12 protein-coding genes, 1 tRNA gene and 1 riboswitch are annotated in these 15,690 nt (G+C 53.0%); of the genes, 2 read left to right on the forward strand and 11 right to left on the reverse strand.

The window, feature by feature from the left end; all coding sequences use genetic code 11:
- Positions 1 to 126: 126 nt before the first annotated feature.
- From PORUE0001_RS02490 to PORUE0001_RS02540, 11 genes are all read right to left on the reverse strand, one after another.
- On the reverse strand, positions 127 to 1,476 hold the full coding sequence (locus tag PORUE0001_RS02490) for an MATE family efflux transporter (RefSeq protein WP_007364857.1): 1,350 nt from the start codon (positions 1,474 to 1,476) through the stop codon (positions 127 to 129).
- Position 1,477: 1 nt separating this feature from the next.
- On the reverse strand, positions 1,478 to 2,380 hold the full coding sequence (rfbD, locus tag PORUE0001_RS02495) for a dTDP-4-dehydrorhamnose reductase (RefSeq protein WP_007364867.1): 903 nt from the start codon (positions 2,378 to 2,380) through the stop codon (positions 1,478 to 1,480).
- Entirely contained in the window at positions 2,377 to 2,955 is a 579-nt protein-coding gene (locus PORUE0001_RS02500; protein ID WP_007364911.1) for a DUF4924 family protein, read from the reverse strand. Before PORUE0001_RS02500 ends, rfbD begins: the two co-directional genes overlap by 4 nt.
- Before the next feature lie 10 nt (positions 2,956 to 2,965).
- Complete coding sequence (locus PORUE0001_RS02505; protein WP_007364889.1) at positions 2,966 to 4,174, reverse strand: FtsX-like permease family protein; 1,209 nt, start codon at positions 4,172 to 4,174, stop codon at positions 2,966 to 2,968.
- A 22-nt stretch (positions 4,175 to 4,196) separates the two neighbouring features.
- Positions 4,197 to 4,532, reverse strand: coding sequence for a 30S ribosome-binding factor RbfA (rbfA, locus tag PORUE0001_RS02510; RefSeq protein ID WP_007364895.1), 336 nt, complete (start codon positions 4,530 to 4,532; stop codon positions 4,197 to 4,199).
- 608 nt (positions 4,533 to 5,140) lie between these two features.
- Entirely contained in the window at positions 5,141 to 7,306 is a 2,166-nt protein-coding gene (locus tag PORUE0001_RS10840; RefSeq protein ID WP_007364903.1) for an InlB B-repeat-containing protein, read from the reverse strand.
- A gap of 354 nt (positions 7,307 to 7,660) precedes the next feature.
- Positions 7,661 to 9,019 (reverse strand): aldehyde dehydrogenase family protein, encoded by a 1,359-nt coding sequence (locus PORUE0001_RS02520; RefSeq protein WP_007364879.1) that lies wholly within the window; start codon positions 9,017 to 9,019, stop codon positions 7,661 to 7,663.
- A gap of 41 nt (positions 9,020 to 9,060) precedes the next feature.
- Positions 9,061 to 10,176, reverse strand: a complete 1,116-nt coding sequence (locus tag PORUE0001_RS02525; RefSeq protein WP_007364849.1) for a 4-hydroxybutyrate dehydrogenase — start codon at positions 10,174 to 10,176, stop codon at positions 9,061 to 9,063.
- 15 nt (positions 10,177 to 10,191) lie between these two features.
- A complete protein-coding gene (locus PORUE0001_RS02530; RefSeq protein ID WP_007364850.1) occupies positions 10,192 to 11,478 on the reverse strand; it encodes an acetyl-CoA hydrolase/transferase family protein in 1,287 nt (428 codons plus the stop codon).
- A gap of 112 nt (positions 11,479 to 11,590) precedes the next feature.
- Complete coding sequence (locus tag PORUE0001_RS02535; protein WP_007364890.1) at positions 11,591 to 11,884, reverse strand: NifU family protein; 294 nt, start codon at positions 11,882 to 11,884, stop codon at positions 11,591 to 11,593.
- Between the two features lie 12 nt (positions 11,885 to 11,896).
- Positions 11,897 to 13,372 (reverse strand): 4-hydroxyphenylacetate 3-hydroxylase family protein, encoded by a 1,476-nt coding sequence (locus PORUE0001_RS02540; RefSeq protein ID WP_007364852.1) that lies wholly within the window; start codon positions 13,370 to 13,372, stop codon positions 11,897 to 11,899.
- A 248-nt stretch (positions 13,373 to 13,620) separates the two neighbouring features.
- Positions 13,621 to 13,899, reverse strand: a riboswitch (cobalamin riboswitch).
- A 187-nt stretch (positions 13,900 to 14,086) separates the two neighbouring features.
- Between PORUE0001_RS02540 and PORUE0001_RS02545 the strand changes: the two genes are divergently transcribed.
- Positions 14,087 to 14,160: transfer RNA gene (locus PORUE0001_RS02545), tRNA-Arg, on the forward strand.
- Between the two features lie 523 nt (positions 14,161 to 14,683).
- Positions 14,684 to 15,679 carry a tryptophan--tRNA ligase gene (gene trpS / locus PORUE0001_RS02550; RefSeq protein ID WP_007364861.1) on the forward strand — a complete coding sequence of 332 codons (996 nt, stop codon included), beginning with the start codon at positions 14,684 to 14,686 and terminating at the stop codon, positions 15,677 to 15,679.
- Positions 15,680 to 15,690: the final 11 nt, after the last annotated feature.

The raw sequence follows: 15,690 nt of genomic DNA on the forward strand, positions 1-15,690 counted from the left end.
CTCAGCGGTAACTTATTTGGATAATTGAAATCTTTTCGTAGCTATACAACTTTCCGAGATAAGCAAATAAGTTAGCCTTGAGTTATTGACGAGTTATGAACAGCTTTTTCAACAGGAAAAAGAGGGTTATGAACAGCTTGTTGACACCCTCATGGGACGCTCGCACCAGATCCCTGTGAGGATCCCCGTACGTACGAGTAGATAGCTGTCGAAAGCGATCCACAAGGCGGTCATACCGAGTAAATTATAGAGGAGATAATAGAGAGCGAAGAAGACAATACTTGATCCGATCATGGACCACTTGAGACCTGCCGAGCGGGTTGTGCCGGCGTAGATACCATCCCAGAGGAAGGCGCCGAAGCCTACTAGCGGGATGAGCGCTGCCCAGAGATGATACTGCTTAGCGTAGGCGACGATCTCGTCATGACTACTCAAGAAGCGGAGCAAGCCATCGGGATAGAGCGCGAAGAGGGTGGTGGCGAGGAGGGATAAGACGATGCCGATGGCAAAGAGACGAAGGATAACTGCCCTGAGTAGGTCCATACGACCGGCGCCGTAGAAGCGTCCTGAGAGCGATTCACCTGCATAGGCGAAGCCATCCATAAAGTAGCTGAAGATACTGAAGAACTGCATGAGCAAAGCATTTGCTCCTACGGCTATGGCGCCTTCACGAACGCCCGCATAGGTGAAGAAGAGCGTGATACTGCTGAGCAGCAAGGAGCGGAGCATCAGATCCTTGCCGAGGATGAGGTAGCGTCCGTAACCTTTCGTATCGGTGAAGTGACCGAACCGCAGATGTCGCACGAGATAGCGATACTTAATGAGTAGGGTAGTGAGGAGTATCAGAGCCTGGCTATACTGCGCCACACAGGTACCGATAGCAAGTCCCTCGACACCCATCTGGTAATGGACGACGAGGGTATAAGAGACAAGGAAGTTGACCACCAGTGCACTCATGGAGGCAATCATCGGGACACGACTGTTTTGCATTCCGATGAACCATCCGTTGAGGGCGTAGATGAGCATTACGGCAGGGGCTGCGTAGAAGATGATTTGGATGTATTGCTCTGCCTCTACGCCTAGTCGCTCCGTAGCACCACCTGTGACGAGACCGCTCAGGAGCGTGGCGAAGGGAGAGACGAGTAGTACGACGATCGTGCAGAGGAGCGCCATGGTGATGCCACGAGCCAGCTGACGATTGATGTCAGAGCTGTCTTGTCGTCCGTAAGCCTGAGCCACGAGTCCCGTCGTGCCTAGGCGTATGAAGCCAAAGAGCCAGTAGATTGTGTTGGTAATCGTGGCGGCTACGGTGACTGAGCCGATGGCTTCGGGGTGAGCCATGTGTCCCGCCAGCCCTACATCGATGAGCGAGAGGAGCGGGACGGTGATATTGGAGATGATGTTTGGGATCGTGAGCCACAGGATCTGGCGATTGATCTGACGGCTCAGCTGTGGATCCTCTACCTTAGCGTGCATCTCAGTCTATAGCTATCTGTAGTTCGTCTTGCCACTGCGGAGGCGTGATGCCGTAGCAAGCGGTAATCCTGTCAGTCGCCAGTACGCTGTAGGCGGGGCGCTCGGCTGCGGTGGGGTATTCAGCCGTTGGGATCGGAGTCAGTTGCGACAAGTCGTACGTAGGAACGTGCGTAGCGATCGCCTCATGGGCCAAGTCGTACCACGAGCAGATACCTTGGTTGGCATAGTGGAGTAGGGAAGTGCGAAAGCTTCGCTCCTTATCGTAGCAATCAATGATCTCGCAAATGGCTCGTGCCAGCGAAAGTGCCGAGGTCGGCGAACCTATCTGATCGTTGACGACACGTAGCGCCTTCCCCTCACGAGCGAGTCGTAGCATGGTGCGAACAAAGTTGTGTCCCCAGGGAGCCCAGAGCCACTGCGTACGAATGACTAGATGCTGCTCGGCGGGATGCGTCGGGTGCATCAGGAGAGCCAGCTCACCCTGACGCTTGGTGCGACCGTATAGGCTACGAGGATTGGTAGCGTCCTCCTCATGATAGGGCGTCCCCTGACACCCATCGAAGACATAGTCGGTACTAATCTGTATGATCGGCAGACGACTCTCCGCAAGCTGTGCGGGTAGTAGCGCATTGAGCGCTAGAAGGTCACGATACTGTGCTTTATCCTCGGCAAGATCCACCTGTGTGAAAGCAGCGCAGTTGACTATCATAGTCCAATCGTGGGCTATAGCTTGCTCTTCCCAAAGCTTGATCGCTCGGGTTACGGACTCCGTATCGGTATAGTCGAGCTGCTCGTGCGTATAGCTGACCAGTTCGTAAGGATTGCCCCGCTCTGCCAGCTCTCGTGTCAGACTTCTTCCCAGCTGTCCCGAAGCTCCGAGTAAGATGATGCGCCCTCTGCTCATGACCGTGTCTCTTCTTGTGACTCCTCCTGGTGATGCTTGCGATGATACTCCTGATCAAGTAGTGCAAAGAGTGCGCTAATCTGCTGGTAAATACGAGTATCGGTAGGGGAGTGCGCAGCACTCTCACCACTGCCCTGAGCCAGTCCACGTACCGTCGCATTATATAGTATGGTGCAGAGGATCTCTATCTCGCCCATCTCCTTCGCGTGTGGATCCTTCGCTCTAAAGGCAACGATCGTCGGCAGGACCAATATGTAGCACCCTTGGTAGACGATGTTGCGCTCGTCCTGGCTCACCTTCTTGTGTATCGCTTCGCACTCAGCCATCAGCTGCTTCGTGATAGGAGCGTGCTGACCGCTAAGGATCTGCGCTACCGATGCCTCGCTGAGTAGCTCTTTCATCAAGTTTTGTCGCCAAGGGTCTGACTGCATCAGATGTTGCTGCAGTAGTTCAAGCGGTTGTTGCTGGCGAGTGAGGATACGTACACTCTCCTCGGCGATCCATAGATGTATAATCTGAGCGGTGTACTCAGGTACGTCAGGCAGTAGCCCAGGAGTATTGGCTTCGTTGGTCATAATATCAGAATTAAGCTTTGCGGTGAGCGATCAACTTGCGTACGGGGTAGACAGCCGCTAGGTAACCAACGGCAAAAACCAGCAAAAGCACGACGAGTAGATCCGTCAGACGTATAGCTACTGGATAAGGTTGCGACTCCAAAGCTAGATCCATCGTAAGCCACCCATAATGTATCTGTAGCAAGCAAAGGATGATGCCGATAGCTATGCCCGTGACGGCGCCAATGAGCGTGACCATAAGCCCCTCCAGCTGGAAGGTACGTCTGATCTCTCGTGGAGTCTCGCCGAGGGCGTGTAGGATCGCTATATCCTCCTGCTTCGAGATGAGGAGCATCGATATACTCGCCATCACATTGTAGGCAGCTAGTAGGAGGATAAAGGCAAAGATAAGCGACGTGATCCACTTCTCAATAGATACGAGGCGCATCAAGTGCGGTTGCTGCTCAGGTCGGTTGCGAACGATGTATTCATCGCCCAGCGTCGTTGCTATGGCTTTCTGTACGGCACCTTCGTCAGCTCCCTCAGCTAGCTGCAAAGCTAGACCGTGCGCTTGGTTTTCGTCCAGCATCAGCAGCGAACGTAGCTCAGAGAGCGGCATGAAGATAGAGTTGTCGTATACTACATTGTCCGTAAAAAGCACCGAAACGGGCACCCCCTGCGACCGCCTTAGCGAAGTCATCGGCATGATCGGATTGATGTATCCCTTGCGCTTAGGGAGCGTGATGATGAGTGGGTCCGTGTCGTGCGCTATCGTGTTTAGGTTGATCGCTATCGAGGCACCCAGATTGTATTGCCCAGGATGTATCGCTATGTCGCCACTGTAGAGATATTTGTCCATCTGAGAGATGCGCAGATAAGAACTGTCTACACCGTAGAGATGCGCCGCCGAGAAGCTCTCCCCCTCGCTACGACTCACCAGTCCCTCGCCCCATACGAGCGGAGCGATGGCCTTTATCCCCTTTATCGTATGGATCTCTTGGGTTACCACACTTTGGTCAAAGGGCGCTTCGTCCCCCTTCGTGATCAGTAGCTGAGGATCCAGTCCGACCACCTTGTCCAGGATCATCTGCTCATAGCCATTGTATATGGATAGCACGCAGATCATCGTCATCGACACCACGGCAATCGCCAGCACGCTCACGCGGGTGACGATATTGATGGCACCCAGCTTCTTGTGGGCAAAGAGGTACCGCCAGGCGATAAAGAAGGGCAGACGCATCGTGTGGAGCTAGCGAATCAATTTATTGCTCTAGTAGCTTGTCGATGCGCTCCAGATAGTCTAGCGAATCATCTATATGGTACTCCATCTCGGGGATGACCCGTAGCTGCTGACCCGTGCGCTGACCCAGCTCGTAGCGGTAGCTACCAGCGTTGTCCTGTATGTACTTGAGTAGCTCGTCAGCACGCTCCGAGGGGAAGATACTCAGGTAAATGTGAGCTCTGCTCAGGTCGGAGGTAACCCGTACGAGGGTGACGCTCACCAGTACGCCACGCAACTGCTGCGTGAGCGGACGAAAGATCTCTCCCATCTCTTTCTGTATCAGTCGTGCTATCTTTTGTTGTCTTCTTGTATCCATAGTCATCTGTAGTTATGCATACAAAGATAGCAATTAGTGAGGAGAGAGGTGAGACTTTAGAAGTTAGACTTTAGAGATTAGAGGTTAGAAATTAGATGTTAGAAGTTAGATATTAGATGTTAGAAGTTCGATTATTTCGATGGTTCTAATGGCTCTGATGGCTCCGAGGCACTCCGATACCCTTCAGAGCCCTTGACACCACACCTCCGAGGAAATCGAAAATATCTCGGTAGAAAACGGAAATCCTCCACGGAGGCATAAAAAAATTTATCGGAACTTTGATTTGCTTCTTCCGAAGTTTCATTTCATTCTTCCGAACTTTTATTTCCCGGCTCCGTGGAGAAATTTAGTTTTCCACCGAGCTATTCGCAAATTCCTACCGAGGCGAGTAACGGCTGTGGGGACGCTCGGTCGAGCGTCCGTTGTATCAAAGGTTACAGCGTCACGGCTTTAACGGGGACGGACGCACGACCGTGCGTCCCTACAGCCGTTACACGTCTCCCTCTAACTTCTAACCTCTAAATAAATAAAGAGCTCCGCAGGACTAGTCCTACGGAGCTCTCTCGTATTATAGTCTGACAAACTTATCGTCTGTCAGATCGTGCGCATTAGTGCTTGACGACGAGGCGCTGTGCAGCTCCCTCGGTGACTACGAGATAGGTACCATCGCTCAGTGCGGTGAGGTCTATCTGTAGGTGACCTGAGCGGTCAGCAGCTAGGCGCGTGATCAGCTGTCCATCCAGCGTGTAGAGTGCTACGGCTGCCTCGGGTGCTAGACCTGTGATGGTAGCAGACTCGCTAGCAGGATTAGGATAGATGACAAACGCATCTGCAGCGACTGCGTCAATGCCTGTGTGGTCGACAAACTCAGCAATGACCTCCGTGTCCTTGGTGACGGTGAAGGTCTTATCCTTGAGGATGTCCACACCATTTGCCGTAAGCTTGGTGAGCTCGCACTTATCGTTGGCACCCTTAGCTACGACCGTCAGCTTCGTACCCTCGGGAACAGCGTTGAGATCGAACTTCTCCTTGATGGAGATCGTGCCGTGCTCGTTGCTCTTCAGGGTAACCTTGTAGTTTGCTACATTAGCCTTCTTGGTAAAGGTAGCGGCAACCTTCGTGTCACCCTTCATCTCAAAGGACTTGGCAGCTAGGATATCCTTATCGTTTGCTGTCAGAGCGGTGAGCTCGTAGCCAGCGTCTGGTATAGCCTCAATGGAGACATTCTCGCCAAGAGCTACGTCAGCACCGTTAGAAACTTCCTTATCGCCCACCTTAGCGACTATCTTACCACCCTCAGCATCAGCGATCGTCAGCTTGGGCTTTCTGAAGGTAACCTTGACCTCACTGGTCTCCTCGAAGGTTGCGTCGTAGGAGTTCACCTCTCTACTGTGTACCTCATCACCATTGACGAACCACTTGTCTACGATGTAACCCTTGTCAGGCTCTACGGGGAAGACGATGTAAGAGCCTCTGTCTACCTCAGCACCTGATTCGATAATCACATCCTTCTCGCCATCCTTCTGAACCTTTACCTTGGTGAACTTACCGTGCTCCCCAGCGGAGTAGGTGATTTTGATCTTGGAGGCGACCTTCTTGAAGTGAGCTACGACGTTCGTATTGTCAATAATCTGGACAAAGGAGAGCTTATTTGGCTCACCAAGCAGATTTTTCTTTTCAGCACCATTGTACATCCACTTCTCAAACTCATAGCCCTCGTTTGCCGTGGCCTCAAAGTCTAGATAAGAGTTCTCGGGAACGACCTCACCATCAGTGATGGTCTTGAACACATCATTGACATAGCCAGTCGCCTTGATCGTACCACCCTCAACAGGGGTAACGGAGAGGTTGATGGTACACTTCTTTGCTTCCTTCTGGAAGACGAGCTGCACTTCGGTATCCTCATCTAGGGTTATGGTTAGGGTAGTGCTTTGACCAGCCTTTTTATCCTTCGTACCATTGACGAGCCACTTCTCGACTTCGTAGCCAGCCGCTGGCTTTGCGGTGAAGGTAACGCTCGAACCACGAGCCACCTTTTTGCCACTCTCGACAGAGACGGCATCACCACCACCCTTTGGTGTGACAGCGACGGCAATCTGGCCAGCCTCAGCTGGTTCAGCAGCGACACTATACTTCAGCGTCACCTCGTTGGGCTTAGTCGTGAAGACCACCTTCACATCAAGGGCTTCCTTGAGCTCAATCTCATGCTTATTGGGGTTGCTAGGCATCTCAATGGCGGTTCCATTGACGAGCCACTTCTCGACCTTGTAGTCTGCGCCTGGCTTAGCGTTGAAGGTGACCCAGATACCATCCTCGATCTCATCGCCCGAATTGAAGGGGATATCCTTTTCAGAATCACGATCGTAGCGCGTAGCTGTGAGCGTACCATATTCGGCAGGCTCAGCGGTAAAGGTCACTGCGTACTTCTTAGCGGGAGCGAGAGCCTTGAAGATAGCGACAACGTTGAGATCTCCAGAGAGCTCGGTAGCGTACTGACCTGGGTTGGTAAAGTCCTCGGGGGCGTCTAGTCCATTAACCGTAAACTTCTCGAACTCATAACCTTCATTTGCCTCAGCCTTGAAGGTTACGTATTTGCCTGCAGGAACTTTGGCTCCAGAGGTTATGACAACGTTTTTGAAGCCCTCGGCGTAAGTCGCCTTGACGGTTCCTCCATCGGCAGGCTGGGCGGAGAAGGTCACGGTGTGATCCTGACCATAGAGTCGTGGCACGGCTAGTGCCAAGAGACATAGTAAAATAGGTAATAGTCTTTTCATAAGCTTAATGTATTTGTTTATGTAGTGTGCGTAGCCTAGAGAGGGGACTCAGAGCGTAGCTCTCTCCTCTACAACTCACGATGCTACGGACTGGTGAGACACGACCGAAAGTGCAAGGTGGCGGAGAGGAGTTTCCTCTTTGCAGGCGAAATTAAGCATTCTTTTTCTAAATAGCAAATCTTCCCCCTCTCCGAGATACCGCAAAATCGGAGAAATCGCTAGACACAACCCTTGCATCCCTACTACACTGCTAGAATAAGAGAAGAAGCTCCCGACGGGGCATAGCCTCATCGGGAGCATGTCTGTGTGCGCTTTAGGTTAGGGTGAGCGCAGATAGCCTATGGATGTGCGGATCTAGTTCATCGCCCAGATCTCCTCGTCTGTCGGTACGTGGACGTGTGGCGACATACGAGCGATGCGGGAGATGTTGAGTAGATGCTTGTAGGTGAGGTTCTCTGAGATAGAGTTGTTTCCCCAGCTACCGCAGCCTAGGGTTGTGGTTACGGAGAGACCGTTTTGTATAGAACCACCAGCTGTGATCGAGCAGGGAGCGTTGACGATGAGACGTGAGATGGTGATCTCGTCGCCAGCCTTGATGATGTTACCCTGATTGTTTGAGTGGATGCCAGCTGTGTGACCACTACCCTCCATCTTGAGGTTGGTATTAGCCAGTTCGATAGCTTCGTCAAAGTGCTTGTAAGGCAGACAGGTCATCACGGGGCACATCTTCTCCTTGCAGATAGGATCGGCAGTACCGACACCCTTGGCAGGCACGATGAGCATGCGGGTACCCTCGGGTATAGAGATGCCAGCGAGCTGAGCGATGTGCTTTACGCTCTTGCCGACGACGTCACGGCTGATGGTGCCGTTGACGAAGAGGGTATTGACCATCTTGTCATGCTCCTCAGCAGGTACGAAGTAAGCTCCGTGATCCTTGAAGGCCTGGAAGATCTCCTCCTTATGCTGCTCAGGATAGATGAAGCACTGCTCACCAGAGCAGATGATGCCGTTGTCGAAGATACGTCCGCGGATGATGGTCTCGGCAGCCTCGTTGTAGTCGATATGCTCGTCGAGGATAACCTGTACATTGCCAGCACCGACACCAAAGGAGGGCTTGCCTGAGGAGTAAGCTGAGTGTACCATGCCCATACCACCCGTAGCTACTACGACGTCGACGGCAGCCATGAGGTCTTGCGTGGCTTGGATAGAGGGCTCGGTGACACACTGGATGAGGTTCTCAGGTACGTTGAACTCCTTGAGGCGCTCCAGTATGAGCTGGATGGTATGTGCTGAGCAGTTCTTAGAGCGTGGGTGTGGAGATACGATGATCGCATTGCGAGTCTTGAGCGCGAAGGCGATATTTGCCATCGGTGTGACGATCGGATTGGTCGTCGGGGTGATAGCAGCGACGACACCTACGGGCTTAGCGATCTTGATGAGACCGGTCTTCTCGTCGATGTCTAGTACGCCCATACTCTTCTTGCCCTGGAGGTTGCTCCATACGCCTTTTGACTTGTTGCGGCACTTAGCCACTTTGTCTTCGTAGACGCCCATCTCGGTCTCGTCGATAGCTTCACGAGCGAGCATCTCAGCATTGTCATAGACGACACGACAGAGAGCCTTGACCACCTGGTCTACAGCGTCCTGGTCGAAGCGTGCTTGGTAATCCTTCTGTGCCTCTCGTGCTAGAGAGACCATTTCTTTAATATCCATAGATATGGTTGTTTATAAATTGAATTGTGTGATAGCGTTGTTTAGTAGAGAGCCTTGTAGATGTCTCTGATCTCGTCCCGTGTGAGGGGGGTGTAGTTGTTTGCTAGGAGGCGCTGCTGTGTAGCGATGACCGCATCGGCAAAGCCTTCGATCTCCTCCTCCTTCATGCCGTAGGTGTGAAGTGGGTTCTTGGCAATCAAGGCTGAGAGTAGTGTGTCGATCTCGTCAAAGAGCGTGGCGGGTGTGCAACCCATCAGCTTGGCGAGCTTCTCCTTGAGGAGCTGCATCTGACCAGCTGGAGCTTTGCGCTCGTAAGCCTTAAAGACCTCGGTGAAGAACTGATAGTTTGCCTCTCCGTGGGGTACGTGATAGGTACCACCGAGCGGATAAGAGAGCGCATGGACGGCACCAACGCCTGCATTGCCGAAGGCGATGCCGGCAAAGTTGCTCGCCATGATCATCTCGCCCATACAGTCGAATCGGTAGTCAGGTCCTTTGTCTCGGATCTTCTGGAAGACTGGGATGATGATCTGCCAAGCAGCCTCGCTAAAGATAGCGGTGTAGGGGTTGCACTTGGGCGAGAGGAAGGACTCGACAGCATGTATGAGCGCATCGATGGCGCTGCATGCGTAAAACTTGAAGGGTAGCCCCTTGAGTAGCTCAGGTATGATGACAGCATTGTCAGCTACGATGGCATCATCGGCGAGACCCATCTTCGTCTGGCGGCTCTTGATCTCAGCGATCGATATATTGGTCACCTCGCTACCTGTACCGCAGGTTGTTGGGATGATGATGAGTTGCTTCTCCTTGACGAGCGGGATCTTCTTGTCGAAAGCGTCCATCACGTCTGTCAAGCCACGTAGCACGAAGAGCTTGGAGATGTCGATGACCGTACCACCGCCTACGGCTATGACACGATCGAAGTCCGTCCCCTGTAGGTCGTGGAGGATCTGATTCATCATCTCCTCTGAGGGCTCCCCTGTGCCGTAGTGCTCCTGCATGACGAAGTGGCAGGGTAGCTGAGAAGCTTTCATAAAGGGCTCGTAGAGGAAGTCATTGGTGATGACTAGGTCCCGCTCCCCGAGTGCAAAGGCTTTGGCAAAGTCTGCAAAGGTCTCGAACTGGTCGATGACCGTCTTGAGCTTGAATAGTTGCATAGTAAGAATGTATTATTATAGTTTGAATCTTCTCTTGCACTCCGCCTCTAGCTCGGGGCGGAAATTGGGATGAGCGATAGCAGTCAGTGCTAAGGCTCGCTCACGGAGCGACTTGCCCTTGAGGTGCGCCACGCCATACTCGGTGACGATGTAGTCTACGTCATTGCGAGAGGTGGTGATGGCTGCGCCCTCTGTGAGTAGGGGTACGATGCGGGAGGCGGTACCTCGGCGAGCTGTGGAGGGGATAGCGATGATACTACGTCCGCCCTTAGACCAGGCGGCACCACGCACGAAGTCTACCTGTCCGCCGGGACCGCTGAACTGTCGTAAGCCCATCGCCTCCGAGACGACCTGTCCCATGAGGTCTACCTCGATACAGCTATTGATGCTCACGAGCTGGTCGTTTTGAGCGATGATGCGCGGATCGTTGACATAGTTGACGGGGCGCATCTCGATGGTTGGGTTATTGTGCGCAAAGTCGTAGAGCTCTTGCGTACCCATGAGGAAGGTAGCGACCACTTTGTTGGGGTGTAGCGTCTTGCGCCGGCCCGTTATGGTGTTAGCCTTGATAAGCTTGACGACACCGTCGGAAACCATCTCGGAGTGGATGCCGAGGTCCTTCTTGTCCTTGAGGAAGAGCAGGACAGCATCAGGTATAGCTCCGATACCTAGCTGGAGCGTGTCGCCATCCTGTATGAGCTCTGCGCAGTTGCGCCCGATAGCCTCCTCGACCTCTCCGATGCGTGGCAGGTCAAGTGCGTAGAGTGGGTAGTCGGCCTCAACGATATGCGTGAGCTGCGAGATATGTATGAGGTTGTCTCCACCGACGAATGGCATCTGCTTATTGAGCTCTCCGATGACGACTCGCGCTTGCTCTGCAGCGGGCTTGGTGTAGTCGCAGGAGGTGCCGAAGCTACAGTAGCCCTCCTCGTTGGGATAAGATAGTTGCACGATGGCAACATCTGGATGAAAGGCTCCTCCGGGCTGCATCATCGAGGGGACCTCGTAGAAGTAGGAGGGGACGAAGTCAGCGCGCTGCTCATCGACGGCTGGGCGCGTGTTGGCTCCGACGAAGTTGGTCACGAGTCTGAAGTGTCCCTCCATCTCTGGTGCTGTGTAGGGGCTTTCGCCGAGAGTGACCATGTGGAAGATGCGTACGTTGTGAAAGCGCTCATAGTTTCGCGCTAAGGCAGCGACGCAGGCTTGCGGTACAGCAGCCGCATGAGAGAGGACGACGAAGTCACCGTCCTGTATGTGAGAGACCGCTTCGTCGGGAGTAATACTGCTAAATGGGATAGACATATAGAGAGAATAGAGGTTAGAGATTAGAAATTAGAGGTTAGCTCTAGTAGTTCTAGTGACTCTGGTGACACTAGCTAAAAGCCAACGGCCAAAAGCCAATGGCCAGCAAGAGTCACTTTCGTATGATCCGGAGCGCCTCGGCGATGAGCTCGTCGCTGACGCTGTCGTCTACAGTTACCGTTAGGGTGGGGAGAGCGAGTTCGCTGCGCAGAGTCTCCTGCACGACCTCTTGGATCGTACTACTCAGCGAGGGGCAGGCCTGACAACTCCCCGAGACCTTGACGAAGACTTGCTCGCCAGCCACCCTCAGCAGAGCTATGTCGCCCCCGTGAGCTAGGAGCTGGGGACGTACATAGCTACTGATGATGGTAGTGATCTCGTCTACCCTAGAGGATAGATCTGTCATAATCGGCTAGGACTACTTGCCCTGAGACTTCTTATCCAGAGAGGTGTCGATATGAGCTATCTGACGAGCCAGCTCCTTCTTTGCCTCCATATTACACTGACGCGAGATCATGATGCGCTGAGCCTGTGGCGAGCCAGCACCGTGTAGGCTCTCCGTGCGATAGCCTACGGCAGCAGTACCGAGTGTGAGGTTCTCGATCAGACGTAGGATGCGCATACGATTCACCGTGTCCGTGCCCTTAGCGCCAGCGAGGTACTTACGTACGAGCGGACCGACCTCCTCGTGCTGCAGATCAGCTTGGCTAGGCATCGTAACCATTAGACCGCCAGCTATGTCCTCAGCGAGACGAGTTATCTCGTAGGGATAGCGGGTTACATTCTGCTTACATACGTTTGCGAGGAGCATATCGATCAGATAGTTGCCCGACTTCGTCTTCTTGCCCTCAGCCGAGCAAGCGATACCACAAGCGTAGAGCGTCTCATTGAGGTGCACCATCTCGATCAGCTTGTCCTTGATGTGCGAAGCCTTAGGTACGCCATTGTAGTCAGCAGCGAGGGCAGCCGCACCGATGAGGACATCGCCCACACCTACCTTACAGCCACCATAAGACTGACGGTGATAGCCAGCGAAGCGCTCGACGAGCATGTTGGAGAACTGGTACTCACGGCACATGAAGACACGCTCCATAGGTACGAAGACGTGATCCATGATGAAGAGTGTCTCATGACCTCCGAAGGTTGAGTTACCGAGGTCAATGTCGGCGCCCTCCTCCATCTTGCGTGTATCGCAAGACTGGCGACCGTAGATGATGGTAACGCCCTCAGCGTCACTAGGGATAGCAAAAGAAACGGCGTAGTCTGCATCATCCTCACGCATCGAGCAGGTAGGCATGATCAGGTGCTCGTGCGAATTGACCGAACCGGTCTGGTGAGCCTTGGCACCCGTGACGACGATACCGTCAGGGCGTATCTCGTTGATGTGTACGTAGAGATCGGGATCCTCCTGCTGTGAGGGAGAGAGACTGCGGTCACCCTTAGGATCGGTCATAGCACCGTCCACGACGAGGTCATTGTCCTGGCAGTACTGGACATAGTTTCTGAAGCGCTGGTGGTAGTTGGTACCGCACGCCTCATCCATCTCGTAGGTGGTAGACCAGATAGCGTTGAAGGCATCCATACCTACACAGCGCTGGAAGCAGCTAGCGGTCTTCTGTCCGAGGAGACGCTGCATCTTGACCTTCTTGACCAGGTCCTCAGCGCTCTGGTGAATGTGGCAGAAGCGATTGACCGTCTTGCCCGTGATGTTGGAGGTAGCGGTCATCAGGTCTTTGTACTCCTCCTGCTGAGCCAGCTCATAGGTCATCGCTAGCGAATTGAGAGAGGGGCGGATCATGGGATGATCAACAGGGTTGTCGATCTTCTTGCCCATGAAGTAGACGTTGAGATGGAGGGCTCTAAGGCTCTCGATGTACTCTTCGCGTGTTTTCATAACTTCTTTTCTGTATAAAGTGAATAGAATCGTCGTGTGTCTGAGTAGGACCCTCGAGATACAGAGCAGAAGTCACGGGCGAGATCACGCGCCTACAGCTTAAAGCAGGCAGTAGGGTGTGGCTGATGACGGTAGATACAACGAGAGGGAGCCTCATAGTCAGTCTTGCTACTATGGACTCTATCACACGTACTATGTGAAGTCGTATCTGTCCCGCTGTCAATCTTTTCATTTTCTAGCTCTGAAAACAAAAGTCCTATGGCACAGGCAGGTCTTCTGACTTCTCCCTAGTTCGTATAGCTCACATTGAGTAGTACAAAACGGACGATACCCTGGGTCTTCCCATAGCTACCTACGAGACCTTCGCTCGAAGGCTGGTAGGCGGGCGCTACAGTGACATTATCAAGCAGGGTCGCACTTCAGGAGTTACAGCTGAGAGTACAGTCTTGGCTTCGCACCAAGTTCCCTATTCAGACGGGGTTACAAGATTGGTTGTTCCCTCGTGCACCTATGCACCGCAAAGGTACATAATATATTCTAATTCCAACTCATAAGTGTGGAGAGAGATATCTAGACTCCCCAAGTCTTACTGCCTGTGTGTCCCTGTCGCGGGTTATTCATCTCATCGGGCTATCCGATCGGCAGGCCTCTACGGGCTCTAGGCGATGGATTCTGCGCATTGCAATATTTTGTACCTTTGTGGCGATAATAGAGGGCTCGGTAGCTTAGCTGAATAGAGCGTCAGATTCCGGTTCTGAAGGTCGTGGGTTTGAATCCCACCCGAGTCACTTAATACGATTGCTACACAAGCGAAAAGGGAGGCCGAGTGTCTCCCTTCTTTTTTTAGGTCTGATAGTAGGTATGAGGTCGCGTAGCCTCTTGGAGTGTCACCTGATCTGTCTTATGACATAGGATGACTTCGTCTATGGCACTATCAAGGAAATCGAGCAATGCCTCGGTGGAAATCGCAGAATCTCCACGGAGGGATAAAAAAATTTATCGGAACTTTGATTTGCTTCTTCCGAAGTTTCATTTCATTCTTCCGAACTTTTATTTCCCGGCTCCGTGGAGAAATTTCGTTTCCTCACTGGAGATCTCCGATTTCCTCAGGAGGAATTGCCATCAGCGGGGATCTAGAAGTGGCTATAAGGTGAGTCTATAGCGCTCCCTAGCTAGACTCTAGCCATATATACCTGGGAGAGGGGATTATCTTGCGTTAGCATCAGTGATCCTTGAGCACAGTTGCTCCAAGAGCGTAAAAAGTACTACCTTTGCGCTATAGCTTTATATAACTAACGAGAACGAGATAGTATGGAACGAGTCGTCAGCGGTATCCGCCCCACTGGTCATCTACATATAGGCAACTACTACGGAGCTATGCGTAGCTTCCTAGAGATGCAGGAGCAGTACGATTGCTACTTTTTCATCGCTGACTGGCACTCGCTGACGACGCACCCCCACCCAGGGGACATCGTGCAGGATACGGATACGATCCTTGCTGAGTACCTCGCTTGTGGTCTGGACCCGAGCAAGGTGGTCCTCTACCGCCAGAGCGATGTGCCAGAGGTGCTGGAGCTTTACCTATATCTAAATATGAATGCTTATCTGGGGGAGCTACAGCGCACGACGACCTTTAAGGAGAAGGCGCGCAAGCAACCAGACAATGTCAATGCGGGTCTGCTGACCTACCCAACGCTGATGGCGGCGGACATCCTACTGCAGCGTGCTGTCAAGGTGCCTGTGGGCAAGGATCAGGAGCAAAACATGGAGATGGCGCGTCGCTTCGCCCGTCGCTTTAACACGATCTACGGGGTGGAGTACTTTACGGAGCCTGCCTCGTGGACCGCTATGTCTAAGCCGATCAAGGTGCCTGGGCTCGATGGCTCGGGCAAGATGGGCAAGAGCGAGGGCAATGCGATCTACCTCTACGAGGATGACAAGTCTATCTCTAAGAAGGTGATGCGTGCTGTGACGGACGCTGGTCCTACGGAGCCAAACAGCAAGCCTTCGGAGCCTGTGGAGAATCTTTTTACCATTATGGATTTGGTCTCTACGCCTGAGACGGTGGCACACTTTCGCCAATGCTATGCGGACTGCTCGATACGCTACGGGGATCTGAAGAAGCAGCTGGCCTCCGACCTGATCGCAGCGATAGCCCCAATCCGTGAGCGGATCCTAGAGCTCTCTAGCGACAAGGATCAGCTACACAAGGTGGCTACCGAGGGCGCTATGAAGGCACGTGAGAGTGCTCGCAAGACGATCGAAGAGGTCAGAGAGATCATAGGCTTTGCCCCGACACTCCGATAGTACTATCCACT

Origin of the sequence: Porphyromonas uenonis 60-3 (assembly GCF_000174775.1) — a bacterium.
GTDB lineage: Bacteria > Bacteroidota > Bacteroidia > Bacteroidales > Porphyromonadaceae > Porphyromonas > Porphyromonas uenonis_A.